We start from the raw sequence: 15,044 nt of genomic DNA, 5'->3' as shown, positions 1-15,044 counted from the left end.
TGGATCATCAGCCTTTTTGTCTAGCTAAGTTTTTTCAAATCATGAAAATTGAGAAAACAGTGGAGATTACATGAATCTGCTACTTATCGGTGTGTTATTAGCCCTTGTGGCAATTGCATATCAAATCGGGCTGAGTAAAAGCCGTAACCTAGCAGGTAAGGGAAATAACTCAGCAACACTACATTCTCGCCCAGGATATTATGGGGCGTTGGTTGCTTTGTGGTGTGGTATTCCTGCTTTTTTAATTTTGATTATTTGGAACTTGGTTGAACCAAGTATTTTACAACATATTATTTTCAATAATATTCCTGCGTCTGTAAGTTCGACTTTAGATGCGGCGGGTCGTGATGTTTTAACCAGTCGAGTGCAAGCAATTGCGTCTGGTTTCGGGGTAACAGATCAACCAGCAGCCTATGAACTTGCAGCAGCGCAACAGCTTTCAAAATTCCAAACCATTGGCTCTTTCGCAAAACTTGCAGTGGTCATTAGTGCAGGGTTGGCTGGTTTGGTTTGGGCAAAGCGCCATGTGAGCCAACAATTCCGTGCGCGTAACCAAGTCGAAAAAACTATTAATGTTGCATTGATACTGTGCTCTGGTGTCGCAATCCTGACCACCATCGGTATTGTTTTATCGATGTTGAAAGAAGCTTTACACTTTTTCCATTTTGTTAGCCCAGTTGATTTCTTCTTTGGTACTGAATGGAATCCAGGCTTTAGTACATCAGGAAATGCAGAAGGTAGTTACGGCATTTTACCGCTGATTTGGGGTACTTTAATGGTCAGTGGTATCGCATTATTGGTTGCGGTGCCAATTGGTTTGTTGGTTGCGATTTATTTAGCTGAATATGCATCACCAAGCTTACGTTCTTGGGCAAAACCTACGATTGAGGTTTTGGCGGGGATTCCTACGATCGTTTATGGTGTATTTGCCTTAATGGTCATTGGTCCATTCTTCAAGATTGTCGGTGAAAGCGTTGGTATTAATATCAATGCGACCAGTGCACTCACGGCAGGTTTTGTAATGGGAATTATGATTATCCCATTCGTTTCATCATTATCCGATGACATTATTACTCAGGTGCCTCGTGCATTACGCGACGGTTCTTTGGGCTTAGGTGCAACCAAATCAGAAACCATTCGTCAAGTGGTTTTACCTGCTGCGCTACCAGGGATTACAGGTGCATTCTTGCTTGCAGTATCCCGTGCAGTCGGTGAGACCATGATTGTGGTGCTAGCAGCAGGGAATAGTCCATTGTTGCATGCCAATCCATTTGAAGCAGTTTCGACAGTGACCGTGACGATTGTGAAGCAATTAACGGGAGATACTGACTTTGCGAGCCCACAAGCACTGGTGGCATTTGCACTGGGTTTAACGCTGTTTGTGATTACTTTGGGTCTAAACATTATTGCACTGTACATCGTGCGTAAATATCGTGAGCAATACGAATGAGTTCATCAAATACATCTCCTCTGGATCAGAACGTATTGGATCCTCAAGTAGCTGCTGAACAACGTGAGCAGCGTAAAAGAAAGATCCAAAGTTCTTTGGCCAAGCGTCATCGTAAAGAAAAAACCTTTCGCTTTGCAGGTATCTCGGCGGTTGTTATCGCACTGGCATTTGTTGCTTTACTGTTTGGCAGTATCTTGGCGAAAGGTCTACCATCTTTTTGGCAAAGTAGCATGACCGTTCCTGTTTATTTTGATCCAGCTATTATCAATGTGGGTGCGAAGCCAAAGCAAACCGCAGGTGAAACACCCGCTCATTTTGAAGAGCGCATGGTTGCTTGGCAAACTGAAATGGGTATGGTGGACTGGGATGCCTTGATCGTAAATGGCATTGTTGCTAAAAATAAAGCATTAGAGCCTCAACGTGATTATCTGAGCAGTTTATATACCAGTTCGGAAGCGTATCGCTTACGTGATATGGTGCTTAAAAATCCTGCGCTGATTGGAACAAAAGAAGAGATCAAATTTCTAGCGGATGCCAATGTTGATGTGTGGTTGGCGGGGAATATTGACCGTACTTTGCCAGATGATCAGCAACAACTTGAACCGGAAGTACGTCAACTTGCAGATCAATTAAAGGCTGAAGGGATTATTGAGAATACCTTCAATACCAACTTGTTCTTTAGTCCAGATTCTCGTAGTTCACCTGCAACAAGTGGTTTAGCGGGTGCATTTATGGGTTCATTATTCATGATGATGATCGTGATTGTGATCTCGATTCCAATTGGTGTTGCGAGTGCAATCTATCTTGAAGAGTTTGCGCCAAAGAACATGATGACTGACATTATTGAAGTCAACATTAACAACTTGGCAGCAGTTCCTTCGATTGTATTTGGTTTGTTGGGTGCGGCGATCTTTATTGGTTGGATGCAACTGCCATTATCTGCGCCATTAGTGGGTGGTTTAGTACTCAGCTTAATGACTTTGCCAACGGTGATTATTACCACACGTGCATCGTTAAAAGCAGTGCCTCCTTCGATTCGTCAAGCGGCTTTGGGGCTAGGTGCGTCGAAAGTACAAACAATTTTCCATCATGTGTTACCGCTGGCATTACCCGGCATTATGACCGGTGCGATCATTGGGGTGGCGCATGCACTGGGTGAAACTGCACCATTGCTTTTAATCGGAATGAGCGCTTTCGTGGCAAGCGTACCGACCACACCGCTTGATCAAGCGACAGCGTTGCCTGTACAGGTTTATTTATGGCAAGGTAATGAGTTACGTAACTTCTTCGAAGGACGTACTGCCGCTGCGATTATTGTGTTACTGGCATTAATGATTGGTTTGAACAGCCTTGCTATTTGGCTCCGTAAGAAATTTGAAGTGCGTTGGTAATTGAGGAGAGTACAATGAATACGATTGATATTATGAACGCCGTAGAAAAGGATAAATCAGTGAACCCACAGCAAAAAGAATTTACGTCATCTGAAGCGCAAGTTCAGCAATCAAATACTGCATTTGTCTCTCAGTTTGAAACGGCTTCATCAAATAAAAAGCCAAAGACAAGTGAAGTGAAAATCAGTACCAAGGATGTTCATGTTTATTATGGTGACGCTGAAGCAATCAAAGGGATTGACCTTGATGTTTACCAGAATGAAGTGATCGCATTCATTGGCCCATCGGGTTGTGGTAAATCGACTTTCTTACGTACTTTAAATCGTATGAATGACACCATTGATAGCTGCCGTGTGACAGGTAAGGTTACACTGGATGATCAAGATATTTATGATCCAAATCTTGATGTAGTGTTATTACGTGCACAAGTTGGTATGGTATTCCAAAAACCAAACCCATTCCCAAAATCAATTTTTGACAATGTTGCTTATGGCCCTAAATTACATGGTCTAGCACGTGATAAATATGATTTAGAAGAAATCGTTGAAAATAGCTTGCGTAAAGCGGGCTTGTGGGATGAAGTTAAAGATCGTCTGAATCAACCTGGTACAGGCTTATCTGGTGGTCAGCAACAACGTTTATGTATCGCACGTACCATTGCAGTGAGTCCAGAAGTGATTTTGATGGATGAGCCATGTTCAGCACTCGATCCAATTGCGACTGCAAAAATTGAAGAATTGATCTCAGAGTTGTCAGAACAATTTACCATTGCAATCGTAACTCACTCCATGCAGCAAGCAGCGCGCGTATCTGATCGTACCGCTTACTTTCATTTGGGTGACTTGATTGAAGTGAACTCGACTGAAAAAGTCTTTACGCAGCCTGATCATCAATTGACTGAAGCTTATATTACAGGCCGTTTTGGTTAATCTTGATCAGTATACAGAAAAGGGTCTTCGGACTCTTTTTTTATATATAAATGAAAATGAATCTATTTTGCAAAATCGCTATTGAATTTTTATTGAGCAGACCACATCTTAGAACAATAACGCCGAACTTATAGAGCACATACTTCATGTTATTCCATTTACCTAAGTTTCCTGCTGAAATTCGTATTAGTCATTTAAATGCGCGTGTGAATGAACAAAGAAAAAGAATTGCGCAAACGACAGCATCTCGTTTGGAGTTATTGCAACTTGTTCAACAACTTGGCAAAGAAGCCAAAATTCGTAAAAAGAATGATCAAAAAATCTACGTCCTCGACTTTAAAGGGGATGTTCAAGCTTCTGCCGTAGATACCATTCGTGAAGAAATTACCTTGATTTTAGCGACTGCTAAAGCAGGGCATGACCGTGTCGTGGTCCGTTTAGAGAGCCCAGGTGGCATGGTGCATGGCTATGGTCTTGCAGCAGCTCAATTGGTGCGTTTGCGTGATGCTGGTTTTAACGTCACTATCTGCGTCGACAAAGTCGCAGCGAGTGGTGGTTATATGATGGCCTGTATTGCCAACGAAATTATTTCTGCGCCGTTTGCTGTAGTGGGTTCGATTGGTGTGGTTGCACAAGTACCCAACTTCAATCGTTTGCTAAAGCAGCATAATGTTGATTTTGAGCTATATACCGCAGGTGAGTACAAGCGTACCGTGACCATGTTTGGTGAAAATACGCCAGAAGGTAAGGCGAAGTTTGAAGAAGAATTGCAGCAGACTCATTCTTTATTTAAACACTTTGTTGAGAAATACCGTCCTCAACTGGATATTTCAAAAGTTGCCACTGGTGAGCATTGGTATGGCGAAGATGCGCGCGAGCTGAACTTGGTTGATAAGTTACAAACCTCAGATGAGTATTTATTAAGCCTGTTACCAAAGCATGATATTTATGTGATTAATACCCGTAAACGTCCAACATTTGGTGAAAAATTGGGCTTACAAGCTGCACAAATGGCAGAGAGTCTAATTCCAACCGTATTGGGTAAAATTACTGATAGCCTTGCCAAAGCCAATAGCACTTTGGTGCAAATGCGTGATCCTAAATTTTAAGCATCTGCATTCAACTGTTCTGTTAAAAAAACCAGCCGACATGGCTGGTTTTTTATTATAGATAGGACTGGATTTTAAACATTTGGTCAATTTAACAAACATGACAAAACTTCTGATAGAAGAGATTGTAGTCATATCGATCATTTGATATTTTATTTGCAAGATGAATTACTTAATTATTCATTAATCTAAAAATTATTTAAAAATATAATTGATAAGTGAGCATAAGAATGACAAGAGTCGTTGTTTCTTCGAAGAAAAACTCGAATATTCTACAGGATGCCCAACTAAAAAGTGTGGTTTTAGACCAACCTTCGATTGTGCAAATTGGTGTAAATCAGGCAGATATTAAGTCAATTATCAAGCAAGGTAATGATCTTGTCATTACACTAAAAAACGGTGAGAAAATTATTCTCAGCGATTTCTACACCGATGCCAATCTCACAGAACATACCTTGGCAATATCTAAAGCAGATGGTTCCTACGCAGTTGCAGAGTTTGATGATTCAGGCAAATTTGTACGTTATGCACCAACCACATCACTGGCGCAATTTGCCTATACCGAGCCAGTTACACAAGCGACGCCTGTTCAAAGTACGGAGAATGATCTAGGGATTAGTAAATCACAATTATGGAAAGTCGGTTTAGCTGCTTTGGTCGCGGAAGGGGCATATTTGTGGGCCGTCAAAGATGATGACGATGATAAAAATAAGAACGATAGCCAGCCAATAGATATCACTCCACCCGCAATTAAAGCCACTATAGCAACGGATGATTCGCAAACAATCACTGTAAAAACAGAGGCGAATGTTAGAATTGAAATTAAAGATTCAACTGGAAAAATACTTGCTACGGGACAAGCGGATGCTCAAGGAAATTATACCTTTAAATTATCCCAGCCCTTGCCAGCAGGTGAAAAAGTTACGGTAACGGCAATCGATAGTGCTGGAAATGCGACTAAGAGTGAAGTGATTGGAAATAAAGATGTGACCCCACCTGATGCACCAATGGCACAATTGAATGCAGACGGTACGATCGTCTCTGGTAAGACTGAAGCGAATGCTAAAGTGTCGGTTTTCGATGCTGATGGGAATTTACTTGGTACAGTTACCGCAAATAAAGAAGGTCTATATTCTATAAAAATTTCTCCACCCTTAACTAGTGACAAGGGCGGGACTGTGATTGCTGAAGATGCGGCAGAGAATAAATCCACTCCATCTAAAGTCGTTGCTGGAAAAGATACGTTACCCCCTGACCAACCTTTGGTTGATGTAAATAAAGAGGGGACCTCTATTCAAGGGCGTGCTGAAGCCAATAGCAAAATACAGATCAAAGATGCTGATGGAAAAGTGATTGGCAGTGGAACTGCGGATGCGCAAGGCAAATTTCAAATTACGCTTTCACCTGCATTAGCCGCAGATAAAAAAGCTTCAATCATCATTGAAGATGCAGCAGGGAATAGTTCTAAGCCACTTGAGATTACTGCAGGCAAAGATACCATTGCACCAGACAAAGCTATAGTACAGATCAATGCGGCGGGTGATTCCGTAACAGGGACTGCCGAAGCAAACAGTAAGGTAGAAATTAGAAGTGCTAATGGTAAGACTGTATTGGGTACAGGCACAGCGGATGCAGAAGGAAAATTTACCATTACACTATCACCTGTTTTGACTGATAAAAATATCGGCAAAGTTTATGTCGTTGATGCAGCAGGTAATCGCTCCGAGGCAACGGATGTAACTGGAACTAAAGATACGATTGCCCCGAATGCGCCAGTCCTGCAAAAAGTCACTGATGATGTCGGTGCAGTAAAAGGGAATATTGCAGCGGGTAGTGATACCGATGACAGTAAACCCAAGTTAGAGGGTATGGGTGAAGCAAAAGCCGTACTGACCATCTATGATAATGGGCAACCTATAGGGACTATCACCGTAGGGGACAATGGAAACTGGAGTTTTGAAATTACTAAAGACTTAGCATTGGGTCTACATAAAATTACTTTGACTCAGACTGATGCTGCTGGAAATATTAGCGAAGTGAGTAGTGCTTTTAGCTTTAATGTCGTGGCGCCAGCGGCGAAAGCTTCTTTGGTGGATTCAATTGATTTAGATGCTTTGCAAGCCAATCAAGTCGAGCCACCAGTAAATGAATCTGCAACGACTGAAAAGTTAGGCGTAAATGAGTTGCTAACGCCTGCTAGCCAAACCTCAAATCAGCTAGATGAGGTTTTGAATCAATTGCTTGTTGGCCAAACGACTACGACGCTGATGAACAACGCAGGCAATTCGGATTCAAGCAATCTAGAGTATGCACAAAGTATCAAAGCTGATCCATTAGATCAGCTTGCTGTCCTGCAACACTCGATTATTTAACAGGTCTTTGTCTCAATCGAAACGCTTATTTCTGAATAAGCGTTTTTTCTTTGATGAGTTGGATGAAACCAATCAGGATTGCTCCGAGGGTGGCAAGGAACATGTCTTTGTGAGCATCCCAGATATCGCCTTGTTGACCATTATAGTTCTCGGCATCTTCAGGAGATAAGCCGATTGCAATCCACCACTCGATCAATTCATAGAACATACTCGATGCCATGACAAATTGCACAACCAGCAGGAATAAGGTAAAGGGTTTGGCGGCGGGTAACCAGACTTGGAAACAACGATAAAAAAATGGATAGAGCAGTAAACCATATGCAAAATGGACCAGCCGATCATACATATTACGTGACCAGCCCATCGTTTGATTGAGATCAAAATGAAACAGATATTCAATCCATTCATTATATGGAACATATGAATAGAGATAGTGTGCACCTAAAATATGAATCAAAAGAAAGCCGAGATAGAGGCAAAAACTATAAAAATTAATGCCAATCTTTTTCATGATCACCATCAATGCAATCAGCATCAATACTGTACCCGCTTGGTGCAATAAATAGGCTTCAAATTCAAGCGGTTCAATACTTGCTATCGCGACGATCAGTAGCACAATAGCAAGTGCAATATAATGTTTTAAAGTGAGTTGTTTTTCGATCATGCTGTATCCTAAATACAGTCAGGCAAATGTTATTGATCTTACTCAGCTGTCCCTAAAGCGATTGTTTCTTTAGTTGTAGAGATACCACCGAGTGCCTGACACGCTTGTTTATATAATTGATATTTTTGTTGTACAACTTCATCCAGTGGAATGTCAAAGAGATCTTCACCATTTTTATATTGTTCAATATAGTTTGCGGCTTTTTCTTTATTGGCTGCCAAAGATTGTTGATAAAAATTGGACATAGAAGAAGTTGCTAACTCATTGGATTCAATATTGTTACATTGAAAACTCTGTAGCACTTTTTCAGCGCGTTTTACTTCGTTTGATTTTCCAAAGATGCAACCTGTTAAGCTCAGGGTGGCAATGAGTAAGTACAAAAGCTTCATGATCGATAAAGTAGAATTTTAAAGGACGTATTATTGTATATATGATTCATTTTATAAATTCATTATTTATGTCTAACACGATAAAATTTAATATTTTTGTGCAATCACATGATAGGATTTGACAAAATAAATAGGGTGGATTGAAAAATGAAAATAAGAAAAGCGCAGAAGCATGATGTTGATGCGTGTGTACCCTTGATTTATAGCGCAGCTGAGGCCTTATTTGATTATATTTATCAGCACAAACAGATCGCAGCAACACGCTTTATTTATAATGAATTCCTGTCCGAGCAGGGCTATAGCAGTTATCGATTACATTGGGTTGTTGAACATAATGGTATTGTCGTAGCCACAGTTGCTTGTTATAGCAAAAAGGATTTACTCAAGATGGATCAGGGAACGGTTAAAAATATATTGGCCATGTACAAACTTAGATTCCCTCTCGTGGTTTCGAGAGCATTACATGCAGGTTCAGTTGTAACTAAGCCTTGCGAATCATGTTTGCATATTGCCAATTTTGGTGTGCATCCAAATTATCAAAGTCAGGGAATTGGTTCTTTATTACTACAGCACCTGAAAAGTTTAGCTCAACAACAAGGGTACACGGCATTATCCTTAGATGTTTCACAGAAGAATCCAAATGGACAGCGGCTATACGAGCGGATTGGTTTTAGAGTTGTAAAAGAAACTGAGTTTAAAGGTGCTAAAAATAGTGCTATTCCAAATGGTCGTCGAATGGAATGGTGGTTCTTAATCTGAGTTTGTGGAATGAAGGTAAAAATATTCAATCGGTTGATATAAAATGATTTTTAGCGTTATGCTAAATAGGGACGGCATCAAAACAACGAGTTATGTACATTAAGCACATTTTTTTATTCTGTTTTCTGATCAGCTTATCACTTGGGTCTTATGCGGATGACTATGATTTTTTTGCAGAGTATGAGCCAGAAGACACGGAACAAATGTTTGATTCAGCCTATCCGCAGACCAAAACAGAATATTCCGTTTTGCATAACATGTTTTTTCAGAATGAGCGGTGGCGTGTCTATAACTATACAGCATATCAAACCAATCAGTTTAACCATAAAATGCTGACGGGTGATACCACCAGTCTTTCACTGGATGATTTTTCGATTTCAGTGGGTTACGGCATGATGTATCAGTTGAACCAGACCAACCGCATAGGTTATGAATATCTATCCAGTTTTCCCTTTGATCGGGGGCAATTAATTCGATTTTTCTGGTTACGTATTTTTTAACTGGTTTTTTGATATAACCCAGCTCGTACAACACCTGCTTTGGTTTCTTTGATTTTCTGCCATGTACTTGGCAGTTTCAGCTGCGATAAATCTCGATCTGCTTCTACATAGATAAATGCATTGTTGCTGATCATCGGGTCAGCGAGTTCGGCCAGTTCTTGCCATAAATCGAGACTATAAGGCGGATCGAGAAACACCACATCAAATGTTGTATTTAACTGCTTTAATGTTTGTTGTGCTGTAGCAACGTGTAATTGGCAATTCTTAGCGTTTAACAGTTGAATATTGTCTTTTAAAAAGCGTGCTTGGGTCTGATTCGGTTCAATCATTACAACGTTGGCCGCACCACGAGAAAGGGCTTCAAAGCCCAACGCGCCTGAGCCGGTGCATAGGTCCAAGACCTGTGCATTTTGAATATCCCACATCAACCAATTGAACAAAGTCTCACGGACACGATCAGGTGTGGGGCGTAGGCCTTCAATACTTGCGAACGGCAAAGTACGACGTTTCCATTCACCACCAATAATGCGTAATTGATTTTTCATTATTCAGTTACTCCATCAACTGGTTGAGGCGTCGCTGCAACTGGTGTAGAGGCTGCGGGTGTTGATGCCGCCTGTGGATTTTGTGCTGTGCTTGTAGAAATACTACTGCTTGGCAACTCGCCTGGTTTAATGCCTGCTGTCATTAAACCACCACTGACTTGATGTGTGGCAGGGCGAAGCGGATTCTTTTTACGTGTCACTAACCAGTAGTCAAATATTGGACGTGCCAGTTGAGCGGCAGACCCACCATGTTTACCATTTTCCCAAACCACTGCAATCGCAATTTCAGGGTTCTCGGCAGGCGCAAAGCCGACAAATAAACCATGGTCCCATTGTCGAGATGAAAGTGCGGCCTCGTTATAACGTTTACCTTGGGCAATACTTTTGACTTGGGCTGTTCCTGTTTTGCCCGCAATCGAATATTGCAAACCACCTTTAATGCCACGTCCTGTACCAGATTGAATGACATCAACCATGGCCTCGTGCATATTGATCCAGTCTTGCTCTGTACCATTGAAATTGATTTTGCCATCAGGTGCATTGTGTACGCTAAATTTTTTGACGCCTTTCGTTTCTCTGAGTACATGCGGTGTGACATGTGAACCTTTATTGGCGGTAATCGCTGTTGCCATCGCCAGTTGCAAAGGCGTTGAAGTAAAGGCCCCTTGTCCAATACTGACCGAAATGGTTTCGCCTTTCAGCCATTTTGATTTGCGTGTACGCATTTTCCATTCTGGGCTTGGATAAAGACCAGAACTTTCGCTTGGTAAGTCGACACCAGTTTTTTCACCAAAGCCAAATTGGCGCATCCAATCATTCATTTTTTCAATGCCCATCCGATAGGACAAGACATAGAAATAGGTATCGCACGACACAATTTGTGCTTTGTGCATATTGACTGAACCATGACCACTTTTCTTATGGTCACGGAAGCGGTGACTATCGCCCGGCAGTGAGAAATAACCTGGATCAGAGATTGCGGTGCTCCAATCCACAAGACCGTAATGAATGCCACCTAAACCAAACATCGGTTTAATGGTTGATCCAGGAGGGTAAGCCCCCTGAACCGCGCGGTTATAGAGTGGTTGATCGAGGTTATCTCGCAGCCCACTATAGTCTTTGGAGCTAATCCCTGTAACGAATAGGTTTGGATTGAAGCTTGGACTAGACACGAGCGCCAGAATTTCACCCGTGCGTGGGTCCATAGCTACGATCGCACCACGACGATCAGCCAGTTGTTTTGCGGCAATAGTTTGCAGACCATAATCGAGCGATAAATAAAGATCATTACCACGCGCTGGATTTTGGCGACCTAAATTACGTAAGACATTACCGTGTGCATCTGCTTCGACCGACTCATAACCAGGTACGCCATGCAACAGGTCTTCATAACTTTTCTCGACCCCAATTTTACCAATCAGGTTAGTTCCCGCATATAAATCTTTATCAATCGATTTGAGTTCTTTATCGTTAATACGTCCCACATAACCAATCACATGTGCAAATAGCTCACCATGTGGATAGTAACGGGTCATCTGGGTTTCGATTTTCACCCCAGGAAAGGCATATTTGACTTCACTGAATTTGGCAATGTCGGCTTCAGTCAAATTTAGCTTAATCGCCAAGCGTTCGGTTTTACGTGCTGTTTTAACGCGGCTTTTAAAACGGTCGACATCATCCTGAGTCAATCCTAAGATTGGAATTAAACGTGTGATGGTTGCATCAATATCACTAACATCGGCACGGCTTAAGGTCGCGGTAAACACAGGGTAGTTATCTGCCAATAACACGCCATTACGATCGTAGATATAACCACGCGCCGGTGGCAGCGGCTGTAAGCGAATTCGGTTCTTATCTGAGGCCGTTGTAAAATCATCGTAATGAACAATCTGTAAATATGCATAACGACAGATCAGTAAAAGCAGAAAAATAGTCACAACTGAAATTGCAAAAAAGATTCGACCCCGATAAATGCGCTTTTCTTGTTGCATGTTTTTTAAAGGAAAGTGCTGTTTCATAGGGTGTCGACTTAATTACAAGATGGAGAGAATACGAAAGCTACGTATTTTAACGTAAGTTGCATGATCATACTGTAGAATTTTCAACAATTCATGCAAATCACAGCGCGACAGCTTTTGACTTTGCAGACATTAAAATTGTATGGTCTTGTATATTAGAAGCAAAATAATTCTGTTAAAGTCACAAACAGTTTGAAATAGGATTTTCCAATACACTCTTAGGGAAAATGGAGAAAATAATGAGAAAAATTTGCCTTTTATTATCGGTTTTAACATTTACAGGCTTAACCCATGCGGATGAAAATCCTTTTAAGCCTGAGCCTAAATTAAAAGACGCAAACGTTTCCACATGGAATGTGGGTGCAGGTTTTACCAAAAAATTATTACACGCCAACCTTGAATGGGTAAATCCGTATGGTATTGCTTATGCCAAAGCGGGTGCCTTTTTAAATGATGACAACGAGGCAGGTGGGCAAGTTGGGTTCCGTTATCCTTATTATTTAACAGGGACCGATAAAAATGGTTATTACATCGGTGTTTATGCAGGTCATCTAGACACTAAAAATTTCGGTGGCAAAGAGAAAGCAAATCTGGGTGTGGGTGCTGATATTGCTTATGTTTGGCTGAATAGCGAACGCATCAGTACTTTCAGTGTGGGAGCTGGGGTACGTGAGAAAATAGAAGATGGCAATGGCAATACGGTGAAAAAATCAGAGCCAGTTCTTCAGTTTTCTTATACCTTAAGTTTTGGTTTATAAGAGAGGAATCAAGATTCATCCTTTTATAGGCCATCATGTATCAATAATTCTGAGAGTCATGCATGTTTGATTACGTCAATGAATTGTGGCAGATTTTCTTAAATCGACCTGACCATCTGGCAGTCTTAAGTATCATTCCTGTGACCGCCTTTGTGACATGGGCGCACGTGTGGATGGCATTAAAAATGGTGTTTTACCCAATTAACTTTTGGGGATTCCATTTAGGACCATTACCTGTAGGTTGGCAGGGGATCGTGCCGCGTAAAGCAGGACGTATTTCAGGCATCATTACTGACAATACTTTATCTAAATTGGGTTCATTGCGTGAGTTTTTAGAAGCAATGGATCCTGAAGATATGGCGATGATCATTGGTGAGCAAGTCGGATTCGAGCTTGAGCATTTGATTGATGAAGTCATGATTGATCGTAATGCCGTACTTTGGGAAAACCTACCTTATTCGATTAAGCGTCGCATTTATGCACAGGCACATAAACAGTTACCTACCACGCTGAAAGAATTAGTGACTGAGCTGACCATGAACGTCGAGTCACTGGTTGATATGCGTGAAATGGTGGTTAGCCAAATGGAAGGCGATCGTCGTTTAATGGTCCGCATGTTCCTAAAAGTCGGCCAGAAAGAAATTAACTTTATTTGGCATATCAGTGCATTAATCGGGATGTTCTTTGGTATTTTCCAAATGATCGTCTGGTTCGTGGTGCCATGGCATTGGACTGTACCGTTCTGGGCGGCAATTTGGGGCTTTTTAACCAACTGGATTGCGATTTGGATGGTATTTAATCCGATTGAGCCACATTATATTCGTTATCCACAGATTTTCCGTCGCACTAAAGACCGTAAATTCCCTTGGATTGTACCTGTTTTAAAGATTGGTACTTACAATATTCAAGGCGCATTTATGAAGCGTCAGGAAGAGGTTTCCGATGTGTTTGCCAGTGTGGTGACTGAAGATTTAATTACCTTAAAATCGATTATGACTGAAATGATGTATGGCAGTAAAAAAGACAAAACCCGTCGTATTGTCAAGCGTCATATTAATGAAATTATGGAAACCCCATTGGTCAGAACCTCATTGCAGCTTTCATTAGGTCCAAGAGAGTATGCTAGACTCAAGACCGACTTGATTGATCGCTCAATTGAAATTACCATGGGACCTGTATGTGACCCAGCTCTGAATGCAAGTCGCGCGCAGAAGATCTTTCAAATGTTTAGAGACCGCATCCGTGAACTAACACCGAAAGAGTTCCAGAACTTATTGCGTCCTGCGTTCCAAGAAGATGAGTGGATCTTAATTGTACTCGGTGGGGTGACTGGTTTCTTTGCTGGTTTAATTCACTTATTTGTTGCTTTCTTATAATTAATTTGATGTTGGTTGAGCGATAAGTCTGTATGATATTGCTCAATTTAAGATTTATTGTTTTTAAATGAGGATGTTCTTTTATGCGCATTATTTTACTCGGACCACCTGGGGCAGGCAAAGGTACTCAAGCTCAGTTGATCTGTAAGCGCTACAATATCCCACAAATTTCAACCGGTGATATGCTCCGTGCTGCAATTCGTGAAGGTACTGAACTTGGCTTAAAAGCGAAAAGTGTCATGGAGTCAGGCGGTTTAGTTTCTGATGAACTGATTATTGGCTTGGTTAAAGAACGTATTGCTCAGCCTGATTGTGAAAATGGTTGTATCTTTGACGGTTTCCCGCGCACAATTCCACAAGCTGAAGCATTAGAAACAGCAGGGATTGGCATTGATCACGTGATTGAAATTGCTGTACCGGACGAAGAGATTGTGCAACGTCTTTCTGGTCGTCGTCAGCACCCGGCTTCTGGTCGTGTTTACCACACTGTTTACAATCCACCAAAAGTGGAAGGTAAAGATGACGAAACAGGTGAAGACCTTGTACAACGTCCAGATGACCAAGAAGAAACGATTCGTAAGCGTCTGGGTTCTTACCACAGCGAAACTGAGCAATTGGTTGGCTTCTATCAAGGTCGCGCAGCTTCTGGTGAAAATGCGCCAACTTATGACAAATTAGATGGCCTACGTGCGATCGAAAATGTTCAAGCTGATTTATTTGCAATCTTAGATAAATAATTTAAGTTGCCGATTTTAAAAGAGCTCTGAATATAGGGCTCTTTTTA

14 protein-coding genes are annotated in these 15,044 nt (G+C 41.4%); 10 read left to right on the top strand and 4 right to left on the bottom strand.

All coding sequences use genetic code 11. The features are described 5' to 3' along the window. Positions 1 to 70: 70 nt before the first annotated feature. The 5 genes from pstC to blp2 all read left to right on the top strand — a co-directional run bounded on the left by pstC (position 71) and on the right by blp2 (position 7,251). The gene (gene pstC / locus F887_RS04895) at positions 71 to 1,450 is read left to right on the top strand and encodes a phosphate ABC transporter permease subunit PstC (RefSeq protein ID WP_005295952.1); all 1,380 of its coding nucleotides are present in this window, start codon (positions 71 to 73) and stop codon (positions 1,448 to 1,450) included. Beyond that, positions 1,447 to 2,841: a phosphate ABC transporter permease PstA gene (gene pstA / locus F887_RS04900; protein ID WP_005295949.1), complete on the top strand. Its 1,395-nt coding sequence runs from the start codon at positions 1,447 to 1,449 to the stop codon at positions 2,839 to 2,841. Before pstC ends, pstA begins: the two co-directional genes overlap by 4 nt. 14 nt (positions 2,842 to 2,855) lie before the next feature. Then, positions 2,856 to 3,770, top strand: a complete 915-nt coding sequence (gene pstB, locus F887_RS04905) for a phosphate ABC transporter ATP-binding protein PstB (protein WP_005295947.1) — start codon at positions 2,856 to 2,858, stop codon at positions 3,768 to 3,770. A gap of 146 nt (positions 3,771 to 3,916) precedes the next feature. Beyond that, complete coding sequence (gene sohB / locus F887_RS04910; RefSeq protein ID WP_005295944.1) at positions 3,917 to 4,879, top strand: protease SohB; 963 nt, start codon at positions 3,917 to 3,919, stop codon at positions 4,877 to 4,879. A gap of 230 nt (positions 4,880 to 5,109) precedes the next feature. After that, the gene (gene blp2 / locus F887_RS04915) at positions 5,110 to 7,251 is read left to right on the top strand and encodes an Ig-like repeat protein Blp2 (RefSeq protein WP_005295941.1); all 2,142 of its coding nucleotides are present in this window, start codon (positions 5,110 to 5,112) and stop codon (positions 7,249 to 7,251) included. A 25-nt stretch (positions 7,252 to 7,276) separates the two neighbouring features. Here the strand turns inward: blp2 and F887_RS04920 are convergent, their stop codons facing one another. Further along, a complete protein-coding gene (locus F887_RS04920) occupies positions 7,277 to 7,915 on the bottom strand; it encodes a DUF2238 domain-containing protein (protein WP_005295939.1) in 639 nt (212 codons plus the stop codon). A 38-nt stretch (positions 7,916 to 7,953) separates the two neighbouring features. Then, positions 7,954 to 8,304: a hypothetical protein gene (locus tag F887_RS04925; protein WP_005295937.1), complete on the bottom strand. Its 351-nt coding sequence runs from the start codon at positions 8,302 to 8,304 to the stop codon at positions 7,954 to 7,956. A 147-nt stretch (positions 8,305 to 8,451) separates the two neighbouring features. Between F887_RS04925 and F887_RS04930 the strand changes: the two genes are divergently transcribed. Both F887_RS04930 and F887_RS04935 read left to right on the top strand, forming a co-directional pair. Continuing rightward, positions 8,452 to 9,063, top strand: a complete 612-nt coding sequence (locus F887_RS04930) for a GNAT family N-acetyltransferase (protein ID WP_005295936.1) — start codon at positions 8,452 to 8,454, stop codon at positions 9,061 to 9,063. A 92-nt stretch (positions 9,064 to 9,155) separates the two neighbouring features. Next, positions 9,156 to 9,563, top strand: coding sequence for a hypothetical protein (locus F887_RS04935; protein WP_005295932.1), 408 nt, complete (start codon positions 9,156 to 9,158; stop codon positions 9,561 to 9,563). Here the strand turns inward: F887_RS04935 and rsmD are convergent. Both rsmD and mrdA read right to left on the bottom strand, forming a co-directional pair. Continuing rightward, positions 9,560 to 10,108: a 16S rRNA (guanine(966)-N(2))-methyltransferase RsmD gene (rsmD, locus tag F887_RS04940; protein WP_005295930.1), complete on the bottom strand. Its 549-nt coding sequence runs from the start codon at positions 10,106 to 10,108 to the stop codon at positions 9,560 to 9,562. The genes F887_RS04935 and rsmD overlap by 4 nt on opposite strands. Then, a complete protein-coding gene (gene mrdA / locus F887_RS04945; RefSeq protein ID WP_005295927.1) occupies positions 10,108 to 12,126 on the bottom strand; it encodes a penicillin-binding protein 2 in 2,019 nt (672 codons plus the stop codon). Before mrdA ends, rsmD begins: the two co-directional genes overlap by 1 nt. Before the next feature lie 239 nt (positions 12,127 to 12,365). Between mrdA and F887_RS04950 the strand changes: the two genes are divergently transcribed. The 3 genes from F887_RS04950 to adk all read left to right on the top strand — a co-directional run bounded on the left by F887_RS04950 (position 12,366) and on the right by adk (position 14,997). Further along, positions 12,366 to 12,884, top strand: coding sequence for a hypothetical protein (locus tag F887_RS04950; protein ID WP_005295925.1), 519 nt, complete (start codon positions 12,366 to 12,368; stop codon positions 12,882 to 12,884). Positions 12,885 to 12,946: 62 nt separating this feature from the next. Then, on the top strand, positions 12,947 to 14,260 hold the full coding sequence (locus tag F887_RS04955) for a DUF445 domain-containing protein (protein WP_005295923.1): 1,314 nt from the start codon (positions 12,947 to 12,949) through the stop codon (positions 14,258 to 14,260). Between the two features lie 83 nt (positions 14,261 to 14,343). Beyond that, a complete protein-coding gene (gene adk, locus F887_RS04960) occupies positions 14,344 to 14,997 on the top strand; it encodes an adenylate kinase (protein WP_005295920.1) in 654 nt (217 codons plus the stop codon). Positions 14,998 to 15,044 lie beyond the last annotated feature (47 nt).

This window comes from Acinetobacter sp. NIPH 2100 (assembly GCF_000369805.1).
Taxonomy (GTDB): Bacteria; Pseudomonadota; Gammaproteobacteria; order Pseudomonadales; family Moraxellaceae; genus Acinetobacter.
Note: the sequence above shows the minus strand (reverse complement) of the source record. Positions and strands in the feature narration are given on the sequence as shown.